Below are 19,873 nucleotides of genomic sequence, written 5' to 3' on the forward strand. Positions count from 1 at the left end.
GTAGTACAAGGCAAGTATTGCCAAAACCCACGGAGGTGTTTATGAAAAACGAAATTGATTTTCGCCTGGTGTTGGACGCTTATGAGAAAATTCACGAGCATGGTGAAGCTAAGCAAGGGCAGCATGTTCTGGATGGTATTACGGCCTTCACTGACCATGATGGTTACACCGTCTTTATTGAAGGTCATGGTGTAAAAATGAGACTGGAGTTTCATAATAAATATCATCTGGATTATGACAACGGTGATCAGTTGGATAAGTTCATTCGGGCATTAAAAAATATTTCCGAAGGCTATGAGACGCCTGGGTTAGAGCGAGGATGAGTGGTAAGCACTATTCTGCGCTGGAAGAGCTTGCCCATGCATTAACCCACGGCATTGGCGCATTGCTAAGCGTCGCGGCCTTGGTGGTTATGGTGTTATGGGCAGGTGCTTACGGTGATACCTGGCACGTCGTTGCAGCCAGTATCTATGGAGCTAGTTTAATTCTGCTTTATACGGCATCGACGCTGTATCACTCATTCCCATGGCCTCGGGTTAAAGCTTACTTTCAGCAGCTTGATCACGCAGCCATTTTTATACTTATTGCCGGAACCTACACCCCTTTTATGTTAATAAACCTTCGGGGTCCTTGGGGTTGGTCGTTTCTGGCCGTAGCCTGGACAATAGCTATTGTTGGCGTTGCTATTGAGTTGTTTGCTAAGAATCCGCCTAAATGGCTGTCACTTACCTTATATTTAGGTCTTGGGTGGATGGCGCTAGTGGCTATAAAGCCGATGCTGGATAACGTTGAAACGACAGGGCTATTATTACTGCTCGCCGGGGGATTGGCTTATACCCTTGGCGTGGTTTTCTACGTTTGGCATTCACTGCCATATCATCACGCGATTTGGCACTTGTTCGTGCTTGCCGGAAGTGCCTTTCACTTCTTTGCTATTTTTTACTTCGTGTTACCACAACCGGAATTATTGACGGTTAGTCGATAAAAAAATGCCCGCTGGTGAGCGGGCATTTAATCTAGACCTTTAAATCACTTAGGATTTTGGTTCGCGACTTGCGCGTTTGCGCTCATTCTCAGTCAATGCGCGTTTACGAATCCGGATTGATTGCGGGGTTACTTCCACAAGCTCATCATCGTTAATAAACTCTAGCGCCTGCTCAAGCGTATAACGAATCGGTGGACTCAACACCTGAGCGTCGTCGGTACCTGAGGCACGAACGTTGGTCAGCTGCTTACCTTTCAGGCAGTTCACGGTCAAGTCGTTGGCACGATTATGAATACCGATAACCTGGCCTTCGTAGACTTCGTCACCGTGAGCGGCAAATAATTTGCCTCGCTCTTGTAAGTTAAATAGAGCGTAAGTAAGGGCTTTACCTGTGGCATTAGAAATCAACACGCCATTAACGCGCTGGCCGATAGTACCGCCTTTGTGTGGACCATAATGGTCGAACGTGTGGTACATCAGACCGGTACCAGAGGTCAACGTCATAAATTCGGTCTGGAAGCCAATCAAGCCACGGCTTGGTACTTCGAAGTCTACCCGTACGCGACCTTTGCCATCTGGCGTCATATTAGTCATTTCAGCTTTACGCAAGCCAAGCTTTTCCATGACCGCACCCTGGTGTTGATCTTCGATATCAACAGTCAGACTCTCGTACGGTTCCATTTTCTGACCGTCTTCGTGCTTGATAATAACTTCTGGACGAGAAACCGCTAGTTCAAACCCTTCACGGCGCATGTTCTCGATTAAGACACCTAAGTGCAGCTCACCACGTCCGGATACCCGGAACTTATCAGGGTTTTCTGTTTCTTCAACACGCAGTGCTACGTTATGCACTAGCTCCTGCTGCAAGCGCTCAAGAATCTGACGAGAGGTAACAAATTTACCTTCTTTACCGGCAAACGGAGAGGTGTTTACCTGGAACGTCATAGTAACGGTAGGTTCGTCTACGGTTAGCGGCTTCATAGCCTTAGGCTTGCCATACGCACAAACTGTATCGGAGATTTTTAGCTCACCCAGTCCGGTAATTGCACAGATATCGCCGGCGTGAGCCGCTGTCGTTTCAAAGCGGTCAAGGCCAAGATAGCTGAACACCTGGCCGACTTTGCCGCTACGGGTCTGGCCGTCTGCACCAACAATAGTTACTTGCTGGTTCACTTTAACGCTACCGCAGGTAACGCGGCCGATACCAATAACGCCAACATAGCTTGAGTAGTCAAGCTGTGAAATTTGCATTTGCAGCTCGCCTTCGGGATCGGCGTCTGGATGACTTACTTCACTAACGATGGTTTCGAACAGCGGCGTCATGTTTTCGCCAACGGTTTCCTCTTCGCGAGTTGCCCAGCCATTTAAAGCGGATGCGTAAACGATAGGGAAGTCCAACTGTTCATCAGTTGCGCCTAAGTTGTCGAACAAATCAAAAACTTGATCCATGACCCAATCAGGGCGAGCGCCTGGACGGTCGATTTTATTAATCACGACAATTGGGTTTAAGCCGTGCTCGAACGCCTTTTGCGTAACAAAGCGAGTTTGAGGCATAGGGCCGTCAACTGCATCGACGAGTAGCAGAACTGAGTCAGCCATTGATAAAACACGTTCTACCTCACCGCCAAAGTCGGCGTGTCCGGGAGTGTCCAGAATATTGATGCGGTAATCCTGCCAGTTAATAGCGGTGTTTTTAGCAAGGATTGTAATACCGCGTTCTTTTTCAAGATCGTTTGAATCCATGATGCGCTCTTCGAGTTCACCACGGCTTTCTAAAGTGCCGGATTGCTGTAGTAGCTTGTCGACCAGCGTTGTTTTGCCATGGTCTACGTGCGCAATAATTGCGATATTGCGTAATTTATTAATATCAAATGCCTGAGTTGTCATTAAGAACAGCCTGTATTTGTCGGTTTGAGTTAATCGTGCACCCTGCCGACAGGGGTTTTATGAAAAATAGCGGCGTATTCTACCTGTTTGCGCGCGATTAAAAAAGGGCTTGTTCGTTTTTTATACGGATTGTTGTGCAGCGTCACCGCAATGATCGGTTTGCACCAAAATAGTGTATAATGAACCATAACAGTGCATTAATGATTGTGTTTAAGCTTCTTAATATGAACAATTAAAGTGCAAGCCAATGAAAGATATAAAGAAATTATATTTGGCACACGAGTTGCTACCGTAAAGGAAGTTCAAAAATTCGCTAACAATCGATGATTCCGTTGGAGGAAAACATGTCAGCAAGTAAGATTTTAGACAGCATCAAAGAACATGACGTTAAGTTCGTCGACTTACGTTTTACCGATACCAAAGGTAAAGAACAGCACGTTACTATCCCTGTGTCACAAATCGACGACGACTTTTTTGAAGAAGGCAAAATGTTCGATGGCTCGTCAATTTCTGGCTGGAAAGGTATTAATGAATCCGACATGGTATTGATGCCAGACCCAGACAGCTTAGTGTTAGATCCTTTTACTGACGAAATGACGCTAAATGTTCGTTGTGACATTCTGGAGCCCGAGACAATGCAGGGTTACAGTCGCGATCCGCGCTCTATCGCAAAACGAGCAGAAGAGTTTATTCAGTCTTCAGGTATCGCGGATAGCGCGTTATTCGGTCCAGAACCAGAATTTTTCCTGTTCAACGACGTACGCTTTCACACCGACATGAGCGGGTCATTTTACAAAATTGATGCCGAAGAAGCGAAGTGGAACTCAGGCCGTGAATATTCCGAAGGCAACCTGGCTCACCGACCTGGTGTCAAAGGCGGCTACTTCCCAGTACCTCCTGTCGACTCAGCTCATGATATTCGCGGAACCATGAGCTTGGTAATGGAAGATATGGGCTTAGTGGTAGAAGCACACCATCACGAAGTAGCTACTGCTGGTCAAAACGAAGTAGCAACCCGGTTTAATACATTGACTGCAAAAGCGGATGAGCTGCAAATCTATAAGTACGTGGTTCACAACGTAGCTAACTCTTATGGCATGACCGCAACCTTTATGCCAAAACCGTTGGTTGGTGATAACGGTTCAGGTATGCATGTTCATATGTCGTTGGCTAAGGATGGAAAAAATATTTTTGCCGGCGACCAATATGCCGGTTTAAGTGAGACGGCCTTGTATTACATTGGCGGTGTGATTAAGCACGCACGAGCTATTAATGCATTTACTAACCCGTCAACTAACTCTTACAAGCGTTTGGTACCGGGATTTGAAGCGCCGGTAATGTTAGCTTATTCAGCACGTAATCGCTCTGCATCTATTCGTATTCCGCTGGTATCAAGTGCGAAAGGACGTCGTATCGAAGTACGGTTCCCGGATCCTAGTGCCAATCCTTATCTTTGCTTCACTGCACTGCTCATGGCAGGGCTGGACGGAATCCGTAATAAGATTCACCCAGGTGATGCGATGGACAAAGACTTGTATAACCTACCGCCAGAAGAAGCGAAAGATATACCGACCGTATGTCACTCGCTGGAAATGGCGCTGGAAGCGTTGGATAAAGACCGTGAGTTTTTAAAACAAGGCGGCGTTATGGACGACGATATGATCGATGCCTACATTGATCTTAAATACAATGAAGTTGAAACACTGAAGAAAACAACTCACCCAGTTGAGTTTGATATGTACTACAGCTGCTAATCACGGCTGTTTAAGGGAGGGTTATCCCTCCCTTTTTTAGCTGTAGCAATGCACCAAACTAGTGCGTCCGAAGCGGAGTAAAGTGTGCAGCATAACGATATTCTTGACGCGTTAAATACAGCCATTGTAATGATCGATGAGCAGTTTTCGATCCGTTACGTTAATGCTGCGGCAGAATCCTTACTTGACCACAGCGCCCGACGGCTGATTAATGAGCCATTAGCAAGCAGTTATGTTTCAACCAATTTACCCACTCATAGTTTTGCCAGTTGTTTCTCAGATGAACAAACGGTGATTAATGCAGAAGCTGAGTTTGTTCTTCACTCAGGACAGAAGGTTACTGCAGAAGTCAGCGTTCAATGCTTAAAGCCACACCTTTCTGAAAATCACCACAAGCTCTTGCTACTGGAGCTGCGGCAGGTAGATATCCAACGGCAAATTTCGCAAGAAAACTCGCAACGCCAGCAGTTGCATGCCACGCAGAATTTACTGCGGGGTATGGCGCATGAAATTAAAAATCCGCTGGGTGGTTTACGCGGCGCCGCGCAATTGTTAGCCCGGCAATTAAAAGAACCCGGGTTAACAGAGTACACTGACTTAATCATCGCTCAATCTGATCGGCTAAGGGGGTTGATTGATCGGCTCTTAGGGCCGGCAAAACTTGAACAACCAGATGCCGTTAATTTACATCAATTGTTGGAACGAGTGGCGCAGACGGTTGCTTATGAATATAACACTGAGCTTATGATTAAGCGCGACTATGACCCCTCGCTGCCGGATTTGCGCGGAATTGGTGATTTGCTTGAACAAGTCTTTTTAAATATTACGCAAAATGCTGCTCAAGCTCTTGAGGGTAAAGGCCAAATCACTCTAAAAACGCGAGTGGAACATCAACTCACTTTATACGGAAAGCGCTATCGTCAATGCGCGGTGATATCGATTATTGATAATGGGCCTGGCATAAGCGATAGCTTAAGGCCGCAAATATTTTACCCGATGGTCAGTGGGCGCTCGGAAGGCACGGGCTTAGGTCTATCATTAGCGCACAGCTTGGTGCATCAGCATGGCGGCAAAATAGAGTTCGAATCAGAGCCGGGACACACCTGTTTTTGGGTTTACTTACCTTATCGAGTAGAAGAGGACGTATTAAATGACTCAGTCAGCTGAACTATGGGTTTTAGACGATGACTCTTCTATTCGTTGGGTATTGGAAAAAACCTTTGCCGATACAGAATTTACGGTATCAAACTTTAGCCAGTCAAGTGAATTGTATGCGGCCCTGGAGAAGTCTACACCAGACGTGCTGTTAAGCGATATCCGTATGCCCGGAGATGATGGCCTTAAGGTGTTAAAGCGGCTTCAGCAACAACACCCTAAGTTACCAATCGTTATTATGACCGCCCACTCAGATTTAGAAACAGCCGTGAACGTTTTTAAGGGAGGAGCATTTGAATACTTGGCTAAACCATTTGACTTAGATGAAGTGGTAGCGATGGTTCGTAAAGCGGCTCAGCATGCGCGGGCAAAGCCAAGCGGCCCTGCGGGGCAAGTTAAAGCGCCGCAATTGATTGGTGATTCGGGTGCTATGCAAGACGTTTTCCGAGTTATCGGAAGGCTATCAAACTCCAGCGTCAGCGTATTGATTACCGGTGAAACCGGCACTGGTAAAGAACTTGTCGCGCGTGCTTTGCACCAGCATAGCCCACGTTCGGAGCAGCCGTTTGTGGCGCTTAACATGGCCGCCATTCCTCAAGACTTGATTGAATCCGAGTTGTTTGGTCACGAACGGGGCGCGTTTACCGGAGCCGATAAGCGACGCACCGGGCGGTTCGAACAAGCAAACCAAGGCACGCTATTCTTGGATGAAATTGGTGATATGCCGCTGTCGGTGCAAACTCGCTTGCTTCGTGTATTAGCGGAAGGCCAGTTTTATCCGGTGGGAGCTCATCAACCTATTGCCGTTGATGTTAGGGTTATTGCTGCGACTCACAGGGATTTAAAACAAGCGGTCAGTCGTAATCAGTTTCGTGAAGATCTATACCATCGCCTAAATGTGATACAACTGAAATTACCTGCTCTGCGTGAGCGTGAATCGGACGTTCGCCAACTCACTCAGTTTTTCTTAAAACAAGCCGCCAGCGAGCTTGGCGTTAGCGGTAAGCAGTTAAGCGCAGCTGCGATGAAAGCATTAGAGAACTATTGGTGGCCGGGCAATGTCAGACAATTAGAAAACGTATGTCGTTGGTTAACTGTTATGGCACCAGGGCATACGGTGCAGCGTTCGGAGTTGCCCGAGGAAATTATCAGTCCCACAGCGTCGGCGGAAAAGTCTAAATCTGAGCAACCAGACTACACGCCTTCAGACTGGACTGAAGTTATTAACCAGGAGTTAAGACGTCGAGCGGCTGACACCGATGTGCTAAATGCACTAACCGGAGAGCTGGAGAAAACCGCATTACAATTCGCTTTGCATAAATATAATGGGCATAAGCAGCAAGCAGCGCGCTGGTTGGGTTGGGGGCGAAATACCCTAACCCGCAAAATGAAGCTATTATTAAAGTAAATCTTTTGTAAAAGGCATCGCCCTTAGCGCTTGGTTTATAGAAGATAGGCACAGTAGTCATACACAAAAAAAGGCTGAAGATGCACTCTGTATTACTTATTGATGACGATCATGAAATGTCAGCAATGTTGCTGGAGCTTTTTAAGCGTGAATCGATAGAACTAACTGTTGTCGATGACGGGGTTAAAGGACTGGATGCAGCACTTAACGGCGACTTTGAGCTGATTCTGCTGGACGTTATGCTGCCCGGTATTGATGGCATGCAATTACTACAACGGCTGCGGCAACAGCATCGAGATACCGCCGTGTTAATGCTAACCGCCCGGGGTGACGATGATGATCGCGTGATGGGCCTTGAATTAGGCGCAGACGACTATCTACCCAAACCATTTAACCCACGTGAGCTGGTCGCAAGAGTAAAAGCGTTATTACGGCGGACAGCCAATACTACGATGCAGTCCGAGAAACTAACCGCCAGCGGCTTTGAGCTCGATCCGGGCAACGCTCAAGTGAGATGCGACGGTGAGCCAATTGTCATAACTCCGACTGAATTCGATATTTTACGTTGTTTGATGCAGCAGGCCGGACAAATGGTTAGCAAAGACCAGCTTTCTGTTGCGGCATTAGGCCGCAAGATGGGGCCCTTTGACCGAAGTCTTGATGTACACATTAGCAACATTCGTAAAAAGTTACCGAATAATCCCGAACGTATTCAAACCGTCCGGGGTCGGGGGTATCGGTTGACCAACCAAGCATGAAACCGAGGCAAGGCAGGAAAAGTCGTTGGTATCAGTCGCTGACTCTGCGACTTTTACTGCTGTTTTGGGCATTACTATTTTTAACGGCAAGCAGTGGTTACTTCCTCGCTGTCTGGAATCGCACGGCAATTGAACCGCAACCGGTAGCTGATCCAATTCGCCGCACTGTCGAACCTCTATTACTGGATCCCGCCACGTTTTTGTCATTAGAGCCTGGACGTTTATTGGCTGGTAACTACCGTATTGCGGCAAGAGTTATGGACAGCGGGCAGCAGCGGTTAATGCTCGATGAGTACTTAGGTGAGCGCTATAAACCAACGTTGCTTAGGTTTTTGAATTTTTCGCAAACAATGCAAATGCCGCTTGAAGATCGTTTGCTCATAGGGCCGTTTGAGCTTAGTGGTAATAAAGTATTGATTACTCGTCCTTTAAAAGCACAAGAATGGCGTGATCAGGCTGCGGCCGAGCGGGAACTGACGGAAGCCCGAACCTGGACGCTGATTGTAGGTAGTGGCGTCATCGCTATTTTATTAGGTTTCTGGCTTATTCGACCTATTCGGCGACTAAGCTCAGCGACACGGGAGATTGCCGAAGGCAGTGCCGAACCTGATTTAGCGAAATTACCCCATCGTCGCGATGAGATTGGTGAGTTAGCGCGGGCTCTGGCTCAAACTGCAAGAGATCTGGCAACGTCTCGCGATGCCCAGCGCCGCCTATTGAGTGATATTTCACATGAGCTGCGGTCGCCGATGGCTCGTATGCAGGTTGCCCTCGACTTAACAGACGCAGCGCAGGATGATGCTCACATGCAACAGTTAAGACGAGATACCGAACGGCTCAATTTAATTATTGAGCGGATATTGTCACTGTCTAAATTAGAGAATGGCTTAGTGACTTTGCAGCGCGAAGCAGTGAATATCGGCAAGCTTGTAGAGCAGCTGGTAGCAGATATTCGTTACGTTCAGCCAGAAGCCGGAGGTCGCCTTAAAGTCATGCCAGGTAACTGGCCGACAATAGAAGCGGATAACGAATTACTGCGTATGACCTTAGAAAACATTGTTCGTAATGCATTGCATTATACCGATGACAACGTCGAGTTATCTTACGATTGTAATGAGAGTCACCACTTCATACGGGTGCGCGATTATGGGCCAGGAGTGGCAGACGACTTACTGGGCAAATTGTTTGAACCATTTTATCGAGGCGATCCGTCCAGAAACCATAAAGCCGGAGTTGGCCTAGGTCTGGCATTAAGCCAACGAGCCACTGCCGTTCTACATGGACAGTTAAGCGCAAAAAATCATCCCCAAGGTGGCCTGGAAGTTGTGTTAGAATTACGTAAAACTGACTAAGCAAAGACACTTCTTTTGTCCAAAAAACTCATCGTTATTGATCGCCCGAAAGACGATTCCGAACACTGGCGGGGCTTTTATGCTGAGCAGGTAGAGCCGTTTTGGCGAACTGTTGAGCAGCGCAACTTTGTCGGTGTTGGCGAAAAGCGGATACATTGGGTTTTTTACAAAGTTTCTGAATACGCGCCATTAATTGTGATTAGTCCGGGACGGATTGAAGCCACGGCTAAGTACCAGGAGTTAATGTGGGAGTTGGCGCAAGCGGGCATCTCCAGTGCCGTGATTGATCACCGGGGTCAAGGGCAATCCGAACGCTTGACAGAAAACTCTCACCAAGGTCATGTCGAAAAATTTCAGGATTTTGTCGATGACTTTGCTTTATTCCATGAACAGACCGTAAAAGAGTTTCCTAATGCGGTTAGGCGCTGGCTTGTCGGTCACTCGATGGGAGGAGCTATCGTTTCGCAATTTTGCTCCGATTATCAACACCCATACCAGCGCTTAGTATTAACCTCACCCATGTTTTCGATTAATACCGCGGGAATACCCATTGCAGTTGCTCAAGCCGTTGTTAAAGCTGGCGCGAGACTGAACCGCTGGCTAAAGCCCTCAAAACCTTGGTACTTTTTGGGCATGGGAGACTATAAGCCCGTTGTGTTTGAAAAAAATGACCTGACTCACAGTCTCGCCCGCTACCGTTTGTTTCGTGAGCAATATCAGCAGTCACCAGAGCTGCAACTTGGCGGGCCTACCTTTACCTGGTTGGATGAAGCTTTGCGAGTTTGTAAACGATTAACCGCTGTAAAACTTTCTATCGATATTCCGGTAACTTTGTTTCAGGCTGGCGCAGATTCAGTCGTCAGTGCCGACGGTCAGAACCGTTTTGCAGAACTAAATACAGTGGTCAATAAACGCGTTATTGCTGGTGCCCGACATGAATTGCTGATGGAAAGTGATGAATATCGCCAACCGGTAGTGGATGAGCTATTGCGGATTAGCGGTTAGCTAGCGAACCTTCAACTTTGGCAACAATCTCTGGGTCCATATGAACAATAATATCGGCGCTGGGGAAGCTTTTCATTAATTCGGCCTCGACACTGTCAGAAATAGCGTGTGCCTTAAGTAACGACAGTTTATCGTCAAGCTCAATATGTAACTGAATGAAGCGTGTTGGACCAGCCTCTCTGGTTCGCAGCCCATGTAGACCTTTGACACCCTCAACAGAACTCGCGATTTCAATAATTTGTCGTTGGGTTGCTTGTGAAAGCTCTCGATCCATGAGTGAGTTAAAAGCTTCTGAACCGATACTTATGGCACCACTAATAAGGTAAACAGCAATACCAATAGCAAATACGCTATCAGCCCATAGGAACCCCCAGCTGCTGAGTAGCAAGGCAATAATAACAGCGACGTTAAGCAGGATATCCGATTGATAATGCAGGTTATCGGCCCTAATTGCCTGCGAATTGGTGTGCCGTATCGCCATGCGCTGAATTGTGATCAGCACTACTGTAAAGACAATAGCAATGATTGACACCCAAATGCCAACATCCACCCGGGGTAGCCTGGGCCCTTGGATGAGCTGCTCGACGCTGTGAAATATAAGCAGCATACTGGAACCAGCGATAAAAGCACTTTGTGCTAAAGCGGCTAGCGATTCGGCTTTGCCATGACCGAAGCGATGCTCTTCATCGGCCGGCTGCAGCGCATAACGGATTGCAAAAAAACTAAAAACTGAGGCGCCACTATCCAGAATGGAATCAGTCATAGAGGCAAGCATGCTGGCAGACTCGCTGTGTAACCAGGCCATTAGCTTCATGACAATTAAACTAAAGGCAACGATCACCGAGGCTGAGCTGGCTAGCTTAACCCAAAATGAATAGTTGGTGCGATAATTAGATTCTGGTTTCACTAAGTTGTCACAGTTTTGAGCATGCGGTGGATCATTTCTGCTATTCTATCTCTTTTTTCAATATTGATAAAATTATCATGCTGCACTTAGTGTTATTTGAACCAGAAATACCTCCGAATACCGGCAACGCAATACGGTTAGCGGCAAACACCAACACGAAGCTGCACCTGATTGAGCCTTTAGGCTTTCAGCTGGATGAAAAAAAAGTTCGGCGCGCGGGGCTCGATTATCGTGATTTGGCCGCTGTGACGATTCACCAAAGTTGGTCTGATTTTTTAGAGACAGTTGAGTACAACCGTATTTTTGCGTGTACCACGCGTGGTAAAACGCGGTATACGGATACTGATTTTCAGCCCGGCGACGTGCTTTTGTTTGGACCCGAGACACGCGGTTTGCCGCTAGATGTGTTGCAAACCTTTCCCGAGAAAAATTGGTTGAGGCTGCCGATGGCAGGTAATAGTCGTAGCTTAAACTTGTCCAATTGTGTTGCTATATTTGCCTATGAAGCTTGGCGACAGCTTGGCTTTGAAGGCTCGGTTTAATAGTTTACTAAAGAGTCGCTAGTCAATTCGAAATGTAGCTTCAAAAGGTGTCCTAATTGAGTTTTGTTAAACGCAACGTAAAGTGGAACCGGCTCGCTTAAACGTTGCTGCTGGTAAGGTTTGTCGGTCCAATCTGGTAGGTTGTCCTGATAGTCAATTACTCCGTTAACCCGTCCCAGATCAAGCATGGCAAAGCAATCGAGAGGGGTATTGGCGCGGTAATAGGTGACATTGTTGGGTAACAGTTCTTTTTGATAATCCCCCTCAGAGATACATACGGTAAAGTCATCGGAGGTTATCGGCAGCCCTTTGCCGGAAGCTTCATTGGTGGTAAATAAATACAGTGCATCATCTGTTCCTATGGCGGTTTCAGAGTATAAGAACTCTTCAGAAAACTGTTCTTTTCTAACGCCAACCATTAGCTGTGCCCGTTCATTGCGCATTAACGTGTGGGCTCGGGGCCAGTTACTGGCCGAGATGTTGATATCGATATTAGCGTTGGCAAAGGCACGGTTTAGTTTGTCCCATAGCTCACCGCTACCATCGGCATTGGTTAGCCCAGGATGAAGAGCACTAACGGCCATTAACTGGTCGGGTAACTCTGTTGGTTTTAGCGCTTCCGGAAGAGTTAAGTTATGTTGTTGCCTTAGCTGTGCGAGTCTGCCGGAACCTCTCATCGCATTCAATTTGCCGTAGAGAGGCTCTACAAGGTGCTTAAACTTATCGTGTAAATAGTGGTAGCCGGCTTCGCTACGCATGCTATAAACGACAAAATCCTGAGTGTTCTGCAGCTGAAGGTTGCGCAGTTGAAAGTCGCCCAGTAAAGCGCCATCGATGCGCCCTGAATTTAATAATTTGGCAACTTGATCAAATTGCGTTTGTTTGAATACAGGGTTCGTAAAGTTATTTTCTTCAATAACCTGTTCCGGAGCGCGCATGCCGCTAACATGAGCTAAGCTTTCAATAGTAGGAAGCGTACAAAGTCCGCATTTTTTAGTGTTTGCGACCAATACAACAGAAAACTCATAGAGTTTAAAAGGAACGCGGTTGAGCGAGGGGATTTGCTGTTCGAGTCCATCCAGCCTGCCCAGCTCGCCAGCTATTTTTCCTTTAGCCGCCAACTGTTCGGCGCGTAATCGCGGCAATGGGCGGTACTCAAGCTCCACACCCAGGTCATGATAGGCCTCTTCCAGCACTTGAGTGAGAAAGTCGACCATGGGGCCTGGTTCTGGTTCACGAAAGGTCAGCTTCTGTTGAGCCAACGCATTGTGTGTGTGTATTAGCAGCAAACAACAGCTAAAAAGCAGAGCAACAAATCGCATACTACAACATTAATTTTTTATCGGCTGGATAGTATAACAGTCTGTGTGGTCATAATTCTATCAGTGACAGACTATAGCCGTTATAATACCTATTAAATCAATGAACCGAACGAAGTAGAGGTTGAGTTCTATGTTAAAGAACATTACAGGGTCCATCGCCTTGGCGATGCTGACCGCCTCAGGTGCGTCATCGGCGCAAGGGCAAGAGCAACACGATAATTATCGGCACTTGTTTATGGCTGGTGGCGGATTAGAGCTATGCTCGAGTTTCAGGTCCAATCAATGTGACGATGCGGATTGGATAGATAACGAGACAATGCGTACTGACCGGTACATTGACCTATCCAGTAAAAGTTTGGAAAAAGTGACATCTGATCGTTATTGGTCTGCTTATCGAAAAGACGCACAAGAAGAAGTAAAGGATGCGTTGCAACTGATTCATGAGCGGATCAACGAAGATCGCATGTCAGAGCGAGTGTTTGAACGAGAGTTTACGCGTCGAGCGACGTTGCCAACGTATAACATGTTATCTGATGCAGAGTACGCGAAAATTATCGATTTACTGGAAGTAACGATGTCCAGTGATTTGCCCGAAGTGGTCGATGTTGATGAATCACTGAACAAAAAGTCGGCAGAAATTTACCGCCGCTTTATTGAATTCACTCGGCAAAATGTTGAAGCTGGTGAGCAGCCATTAGTTTATTTCTCGACTGCGGGAGACCGCGACCCTTATGCAAAAATCGACTTTTATCGCAGTACGTTTGAGCAGTTAGGCGCTGACGCACGCTGGTTACCATTAGACTCTGCTGTGGTAAAGGCGCGAGCGGAAAATCGCTGTGAGGAGCTCAACGAAATTCAACAAGAAGTACAGGGTGCTTACGATCGGGATCGGGTGTATCGCGACTATTACCAGCAACAAGTCGCATTTTGTAAGGCTGGAGATACTGAATACGAGATGTTAAACGACGCTGATGCGTTGTTTCTGACAGGTAGCGAACAGGATCTAATCCGCAATACCTTCGTACAAGATGATAATAGCGCGACAGACTTATTGCGTATGATTGTCGCCCGAGTGCAGCAGAAAAAGCTGTTAGTTGGCGGAACAAGTGCAGGCACAACGGTAATGACGTCTAAGCCAGTGATTTCGAACGGTACCACTGCATCAGCCATAACAGACGGCGGTGTCGCTACTAACCCGCCACCCTACGGTTGCGACTTAGACAATACGTGTCCACAAAACACCGGACCGGACACGCTCACGTATCACCCGTTTGGAGGGCTTGGGCTGTTCCATTTTGCCAGCTTAGACACGCATTTTTCTGAGCGGGGACGACATGGTCGTTTAATGCGTTTGGCTGCTGATAGCTCGACGCCTCTATCCATTGGTATTGATGAAAATACAGCCATGCTGACTAACCTGGAAAAGGGGTCTTTCGACATTATTGGAGAGCGCGGCGTATTTTTCGTGGAAAATGCGCAGGGCACACCAAATGCAGTTGCCTCGACTTTTCATTATTTGGTATCAGGCGCGTCGGGCATGATTAGCCCGTTTGGACTACAAACCGCAGAGTTTGCAGAAGGAGAGAATATTGTACAGGCCGAGCCAACGACCAACTACTTGACCGACCGTGGCTTTATAGATTCGATGCGGGTTCTTTGTGGCGAGCGCACCGAGATGACGCTCCTGAATAAAGAGTACAGACTGGTTGCGCAGTTGGATGACAGCAGCCGGACAGCGTCTGCTGGCGGTGAGTGTCAGATCATTAATGGTAAGCTGGGTATCGCGCATCAACCTGAAGAAGCGCTTTAATAATTAAAACACGGGTACTCGAGTTTATGACACGAGTACCCGTGTTCCAGGCTTATTATTTAACGCCGTATTGCTCGCGGTAAGCTTGAACCTTCGGCAGATGCTGCTGAAAGCTAGAATCTTCGGCTAAAAACTCAATAATGTCGTTTAGGCCAACAATCGCAATGACCGTTGCGCCAAAATCTTGCTCGACTTCTTGAATCGCTGATAATTCGCCTTTACCTTTTTCCTGCCGGTCTAAAGCAATTAGCACGCCAGCTAAGCTGGCACCATTTGCCTGAACAATTTCCATGGATTCACGGATAGCCGTGCCTGCTGTAATCACATCATCAACCAACATGACTTTACCATTCAGTTCCGAGCCGACTAAGTTACCGCCCTCGCCGTGATCTTTCTTTTCTTTGCGATTAAAGCAGTATGGCGTATCTTGCTGATAGTGGTCATAGAGCGCTACGGCCGTGGCGGTGGCAATAGGAATACCCTTGTAAGCCGGGCCAAACAGCACATCAAAACTGATACCGGAGTCGACCAGCGCGGCGGCATAAAAGCGGCCTAAGCGGGCTAAGTCAGAACCTTTATTAAAAAGCCCTGCATTAAAAAAGTACGGGCTGGTGCGGCCGGACTTTAAGGTAAATTCACCAAACTTTAATACGCCACGCTCTATGGCAAACTCAATAAACTCTTTTTGATACGCTTTCATTGCCTGCTTATTCCTCGCTTACGTTTATACTGAAGCTTACGCTAACGCTTGTTTCTGAATATCAATTAACTCGCGAATGCTGTGACGAGCCATTTCGACCAGACTGTTCATTTCGTCAAAACTGAAGGCTTCGCCTTCGGCTGTGCCTTGAACCTCGATAAACTTGCCGGCTTCTGTCATGACTATGTTCATGTCGGTATCGGCTTTTGAGTCTTCAATGTATTCCAGATCGCTGACCGGTTCGCCGTCTAAAATTCCCACTGAAATTGCCGCGACCATTTCTTTTAACGGGTTTACTTTGACCATGCCCTGGCCGCGCATCCAGTTCAGCGCGTCAACTAAAGCGACACAAGCACCGGTAATAGACGCGGTACGTGTGCCGCCGTCGGCCTGAATCACGTCACAGTCGATAGTAATGGTGTGTTCACCTAAAGCGCTCATGTCGATGCAGGTACGCAGCGAGCGACCAATTAGGCGCTGAATTTCCAAGGTGCGACCACCTTGCTTACCGCGGGACGCTTCACGGGCAGAACGAGTGTGAGTTGCGCGTGGTAACATGCTGTATTCAGCGGTAACCCAGCCTTGTCCTTTACCTTTTAAAAAGCGAGGAACGCCGCGTTCTACCGACGCATTACAAAGCACTTTGGTTTCGCCAAACTCAATTAAAACTGAGCCTTCTGCATGTTTGGTAAAGTTACGGGTAATGGTTACCGGTCGAATTTGTTGTGCCGTACGGCCACTTGGACGCATGTCATCTCCTTACTGAGTGAATGTCGCAATGTATGAAATTGGGCGCAATTGTAGCAGAATTGCACGATTAATGGATCGCGATTCGCGCAGCAACGTATTACACTAGACCGAGCAAAAAAATATGAACGGGAGGCAGTATGTCGCGTTCAGGTGACGAAGAGTTTGAACTGTTTCGGCAGGAAATGAATGATGTGACGCCGCTGGTCGGTGATGAAGTTGCCGACATTCGGACCGCATTTGAGCCAACGTTGGCGCAAAAAGAGCGGCGTCGCGCTGCAGAAGCCGAAGAGCAGGAAAACGCTAATTTTTTATCGACGGAATATGTTGAGCTGGTTGAGCCTAACGAGGTTATCGAATTCCACCGTGATGGCGTGCAAGCGGGCGTCTTCAAGCGCTTAAAACAAGGCCGTTATACCATGGAAGCAAGTCTTAACTTGCACCATCATACACTGCGTGAAGCACGCACAGCGGTATTTAATTTTATTCAGGACTGCCATCAGGCAGGCATTAGAACGGCCTTAATTATTCATGGTCAGGGTAAACATTCTAAGCCACACCCTGCCTTAATTAAGAGCTACGTTAATAAGTGGTTGCGAGAAATGCCACCTGTGTTGGCGTTTCACAGCGCACAACGACCCCATGGCGGACGCGGTGCGGCATATATTATGCTCAAGAAAAATGCTGAGCAAAAACAAAAGAACCGTGAGCAACACGCAAAGCGGTAAGGTAAAGGAAAGCACATGATTCAAAGTATGACGGGTTATGCCCGCTACGAGCACAAAGCCGACTGGGGTACCGCGGTTTGGGAAATCCGTTCAGTCAACCAACGGTATTTAGAAACTTATTTTCGTTTACCAGAAAATTTTCGGTCATTGGAAAACACCCTGCGCGAGCAATTTCGTAAGAAGTTACAGCGTGGAAAAGTTGAGTGCAAACTGCACCTACACATGGAAGACAGCAAGCAGTCCGCATTATCCATAAACGAAGACCTGGCAAAAAGCGTGATTGCCAGCGCCAAATGGGTCAGTCAGCACTCTGCCGCCGGCCAGTTAAACCCTATCGACGTATTAAAGTGGCCGGGCGTAGTGGCAGCGCAAGAGCAGGACATGGACGCCTTGCAGAAAGAACTGTTAAGCGCGTTAGATAAAGCCACTGCGGATTTTATAGATAATCGCACAAGCGAAGGTGCCGCCATTGATAAGATGTTACAAGAACGTCTTGATGGTGTCAGTCAGCAGGTCGCCTTTGTGCGTGAGCGCATGCCAACCGTTATAGAGTGGCAACGTGAGCGCTTACTTACCCGGTTTGAAGAAGCCAAAGTCGAATTGGATCCGCAGCGTGTTGAGCAAGAAATGGTCATGCTGGCGCAAAAAGTTGATGTGGCCGAAGAGCTCGACCGGCTTGATGCGCACGTTGCCGAAGCCCGCAAGATATTGAAAAAAGGCGGAGCCTGCGGACGCCGGCTGGATTTTATGATGCAAGAGTTCAATCGTGAAGCCAACACCCTGGCGTCTAAATCGATTAATTCCGAAATCACCGCCGCCGCAGTCGACCTGAAAGTCTTAATTGAGCAAATGCGTGAGCAGATCCAAAACATCGAGTAACTCGTGTCCCTGACACGAGCCTTACAAGGCGTCAGGGTAATGCTGTTTTAGTAACTCATCGACCACGGCCAGGTTTTGCCCGAGTTTCTTTAGCGCCAACAAACGTGTTTTGTTGAACTTGGCATCTTTGCGGACCAGGCGCATGATATAGGCTGAGCGTTTGCCGTTATGCACATCCTCTGACTTATGGAAAAAGGCGTTGCAGAAAAGCAGTGCATCGCCAGCGTCGAGTGAAGGCGTCACCTTTGTTCGCTCCAGGTAATCATATTCTTGCTGGGTTATTTGAAACGGAGGATGTGCAGGCACTGATGAATCGACGACCCGCACCAGGGAATGCAATTGGTTCGCTTCCCGAATGAGGGATAATCGCACGGCTCCTTCTTCCATGACAATAGATAGCTGTCCGGAGCCGGCCTCTTCTACCGGGGTTAACGGAATCCAAACCGTCAGCATATCTTCCGGGTGCTCCATAAAACCGATAGAGTCAAAGTCGGTGTGGAACGGAAAGCCCTGGTCATCCGGCGTTTTCTCCAGGTAGAGATCGGACAGAATACGGTAATTGGGTAACAGCTTTTCTATGGTCTTGATGATGTTTAATTCTGGGTCTCGGAACACCATTGGTCCATAGATAGCCTTTTGATAAATATCGGCATACCACGTCTGCCCATTGGGCATAACGTCTAGCTTGGCGGCCAATGTCTCACGTGTTTCTTTGCTTAGCACGTTGCGTAACACCTCACCATGATGCGGAGAAATGTTCTTTAGAAAATCGAAACGGTCGTGCATATGAACTCCTTACTGGATGAGTGCGGAATTAAGCCAGCAATTAAACGTTTAGCTGAGCAACAACCAGGCGCCGCCAAGATAAAGCACGGTAATCAGTACGCTCTCCAGACCAATACGGCCAGGACCTTCACGTTCTCGGCGAATCAGCCCGATCATTAGAACAGCCGACATCAGCAGCGTCAAAGAAACCCAGAAAAGCGTGCCGTTGGTCATGGTGTGATAGATCGAACCGTCGCGGTAGGCAATATCCGAGGCTGCGGTAAATAAAGTATCAAATGCATTGCCACCGATAATGCCGCCAACTGCCAGGGTTAAGGCGCCACGGCGAACGGCCGCAACAGAGGTAACCAGCTCTGGAATGGACGTGCTAATGGCGGTTAGCATGACGCCAACGATAGTTTGCGTGAGCCCGGTGTTTGCGGCAATGGTTGTTGCAGCCGGCTCTAACATATACCCCGCAACACCAAGCACGAAAAACAGTACCAGAAATTCACTGGTAAGCTTCACCATCGATGGCATGCGGCTTATATCGTCCGGTTCATCTTGGCGTGTTTCCCGAGTTTTAGTCGGTGCCCACATGGGGGCGTGATGTGCTCCATGTACAAGATGAATGCCGTAAATATAGACAATAAAAAGCATGGGTGTCGCTGGATGCACGCCCCAGACCGTCACATTTGGCAAGAGCGGAGTCATGAGAATGACGGCAAGTAGCATGATAAGCAGAGCATTCTGCATCATATTCGGGACAGACGCTGCTGCATGCTCAAGGTTAGCCCGACGGTAGACCATATCCGCCACTGCCAGGAAAAAGGTTTGTACCGCGATGCCACCCAGGGCATTACTCATGGCCAGTTCGGCATTGCCGTTCCATGCTGCGGTAACAGACAGTACTGAGCCACCAATGGATGTGGTACCACCAAGTAACACTGCGCCTGCAGCCGCTTCTCCAATACCGGTGCGGTCGGCAAGCTGATCTACAATGCGGGTAATGCGGGTACCGGCAATAGCAATGACCAACGCACAAAGCGTAAATGCCGCCAGCCCCTCAAATAACGTCCAGCTATCGGGGTTTAACAAACACCCTCCTAACAGCAACCAATAAAACGAGTATAGCTAGCTGAGTAGGCGGGTCAAACGCCAGTCAGGGC

General features: G+C 47.9%; 19 protein-coding genes. 12 read left to right on the plus strand and 7 right to left on the minus strand.

Annotated features, from left to right (window positions below):
* The first annotated feature begins 41 nt into the window (after positions 1-41).
* Positions 42-323 (plus strand): DUF3081 domain-containing protein, encoded by a 282-nt coding sequence (locus CWI81_RS11395; RefSeq protein ID WP_126785437.1) that lies wholly within the window; start codon positions 42-44, stop codon positions 321-323.
* Positions 320-985, plus strand: coding sequence for a PAQR family membrane homeostasis protein TrhA (gene trhA, locus CWI81_RS11400; RefSeq protein WP_126785438.1), 666 nt, complete (start codon positions 320-322; stop codon positions 983-985). Before CWI81_RS11395 ends, trhA begins: the two co-directional genes overlap by 4 nt.
* A gap of 48 nt (positions 986-1,033) precedes the next feature.
* Here the strand turns inward: trhA and typA are convergent, their stop codons facing one another.
* Positions 1,034-2,872: a translational GTPase TypA gene (gene typA / locus CWI81_RS11405; RefSeq protein WP_126785439.1), complete on the minus strand. Its 1,839-nt coding sequence runs from the start codon at positions 2,870-2,872 to the stop codon at positions 1,034-1,036.
* 344 nt (positions 2,873-3,216) lie between these two features.
* Between typA and glnA the strand changes: the two genes are divergently transcribed.
* From glnA to CWI81_RS11435, 6 genes are all read left to right on the plus strand, one after another.
* On the plus strand, positions 3,217-4,626 hold the full coding sequence (glnA, locus tag CWI81_RS11410; RefSeq protein ID WP_126785440.1) for a glutamate--ammonia ligase: 1,410 nt from the start codon (positions 3,217-3,219) through the stop codon (positions 4,624-4,626).
* 84 nt (positions 4,627-4,710) lie between these two features.
* Positions 4,711-5,793: a nitrogen regulation protein NR(II) gene (gene glnL / locus CWI81_RS11415; RefSeq protein ID WP_126785441.1), complete on the plus strand. Its 1,083-nt coding sequence runs from the start codon at positions 4,711-4,713 to the stop codon at positions 5,791-5,793.
* Positions 5,777-7,189 carry a nitrogen regulation protein NR(I) gene (gene ntrC / locus CWI81_RS11420; protein WP_126785442.1) on the plus strand — a complete coding sequence of 471 codons (1,413 nt, stop codon included), beginning with the start codon at positions 5,777-5,779 and terminating at the stop codon, positions 7,187-7,189. Before glnL ends, ntrC begins: the two co-directional genes overlap by 17 nt.
* 80 nt (positions 7,190-7,269) lie before the next feature.
* Positions 7,270-7,947, plus strand: coding sequence for a response regulator transcription factor (locus CWI81_RS11425; protein WP_126785443.1), 678 nt, complete (start codon positions 7,270-7,272; stop codon positions 7,945-7,947).
* Positions 7,944-9,299 carry a sensor histidine kinase gene (locus CWI81_RS11430; protein ID WP_126785444.1) on the plus strand — a complete coding sequence of 452 codons (1,356 nt, stop codon included), beginning with the start codon at positions 7,944-7,946 and terminating at the stop codon, positions 9,297-9,299. Before CWI81_RS11425 ends, CWI81_RS11430 begins: the two co-directional genes overlap by 4 nt.
* Positions 9,300-9,314: 15 nt before the next feature.
* On the plus strand, positions 9,315-10,304 hold the full coding sequence (locus CWI81_RS11435; RefSeq protein WP_126785445.1) for an alpha/beta fold hydrolase: 990 nt from the start codon (positions 9,315-9,317) through the stop codon (positions 10,302-10,304).
* On the opposite strand, the gene fieF is transcribed toward CWI81_RS11435, so the two are convergent.
* Entirely contained in the window at positions 10,294-11,211 is a 918-nt protein-coding gene (fieF, locus tag CWI81_RS11440; protein WP_126785446.1) for a cation efflux pump FieF, read from the minus strand. The two genes, CWI81_RS11435 and fieF, sit on opposite strands and share 11 nt — an antisense overlap.
* Before the next feature lie 77 nt (positions 11,212-11,288).
* Here fieF and CWI81_RS11445 point away from each other — a divergent pair, with 77 nt between their 5' ends.
* A complete protein-coding gene (locus CWI81_RS11445; protein WP_126785447.1) occupies positions 11,289-11,753 on the plus strand; it encodes a tRNA (cytidine(34)-2'-O)-methyltransferase in 465 nt (154 codons plus the stop codon).
* On the opposite strand, the gene CWI81_RS11450 is transcribed toward CWI81_RS11445, so the two are convergent.
* Positions 11,750-13,075, minus strand: a complete 1,326-nt coding sequence (locus CWI81_RS11450; protein WP_126785448.1) for an ABC transporter substrate-binding protein — start codon at positions 13,073-13,075, stop codon at positions 11,750-11,752. The genes CWI81_RS11445 and CWI81_RS11450 overlap by 4 nt on opposite strands.
* Before the next feature lie 130 nt (positions 13,076-13,205).
* Between CWI81_RS11450 and CWI81_RS11455 the strand changes: the two genes are divergently transcribed.
* A complete protein-coding gene (locus CWI81_RS11455) occupies positions 13,206-14,885 on the plus strand; it encodes a cyanophycinase (protein ID WP_126785449.1) in 1,680 nt (559 codons plus the stop codon).
* 55 nt (positions 14,886-14,940) lie between these two features.
* Here the strand turns inward: CWI81_RS11455 and pyrE are convergent, their stop codons facing one another.
* A complete protein-coding gene (gene pyrE, locus CWI81_RS11460; RefSeq protein WP_126785450.1) occupies positions 14,941-15,585 on the minus strand; it encodes an orotate phosphoribosyltransferase in 645 nt (214 codons plus the stop codon).
* A gap of 36 nt (positions 15,586-15,621) precedes the next feature.
* The gene (gene rph, locus CWI81_RS11465; protein WP_126785451.1) at positions 15,622-16,335 is read right to left on the minus strand and encodes a ribonuclease PH; all 714 of its coding nucleotides are present in this window, start codon (positions 16,333-16,335) and stop codon (positions 15,622-15,624) included.
* A gap of 137 nt (positions 16,336-16,472) precedes the next feature.
* Between rph and smrA the strand changes: the two genes are divergently transcribed.
* Entirely contained in the window at positions 16,473-17,060 is a 588-nt protein-coding gene (gene smrA, locus CWI81_RS11470) for a DNA endonuclease SmrA (protein ID WP_126785452.1), read from the plus strand.
* 15 nt (positions 17,061-17,075) lie between these two features.
* A complete protein-coding gene (locus CWI81_RS11475) occupies positions 17,076-17,939 on the plus strand; it encodes a YicC/YloC family endoribonuclease (RefSeq protein WP_126785453.1) in 864 nt (287 codons plus the stop codon).
* Positions 17,940-17,960: 21 nt separating this feature from the next.
* Here the strand turns inward: CWI81_RS11475 and CWI81_RS11480 are convergent, their stop codons facing one another.
* Both CWI81_RS11480 and CWI81_RS11485 read right to left on the minus strand, forming a co-directional pair.
* Positions 17,961-18,725, minus strand: coding sequence for a phytanoyl-CoA dioxygenase family protein (locus tag CWI81_RS11480; protein WP_126785454.1), 765 nt, complete (start codon positions 18,723-18,725; stop codon positions 17,961-17,963).
* Between the two features lie 48 nt (positions 18,726-18,773).
* The gene (locus CWI81_RS11485) at positions 18,774-19,802 is read right to left on the minus strand and encodes a sodium:calcium antiporter (protein ID WP_126785455.1); all 1,029 of its coding nucleotides are present in this window, start codon (positions 19,800-19,802) and stop codon (positions 18,774-18,776) included.
* Positions 19,803-19,873: the final 71 nt, after the last annotated feature.

This window comes from Idiomarina seosinensis (genome assembly GCF_003987275.1).
GTDB lineage: Bacteria > Pseudomonadota > Gammaproteobacteria > Enterobacterales > Alteromonadaceae > Idiomarina > Idiomarina seosinensis.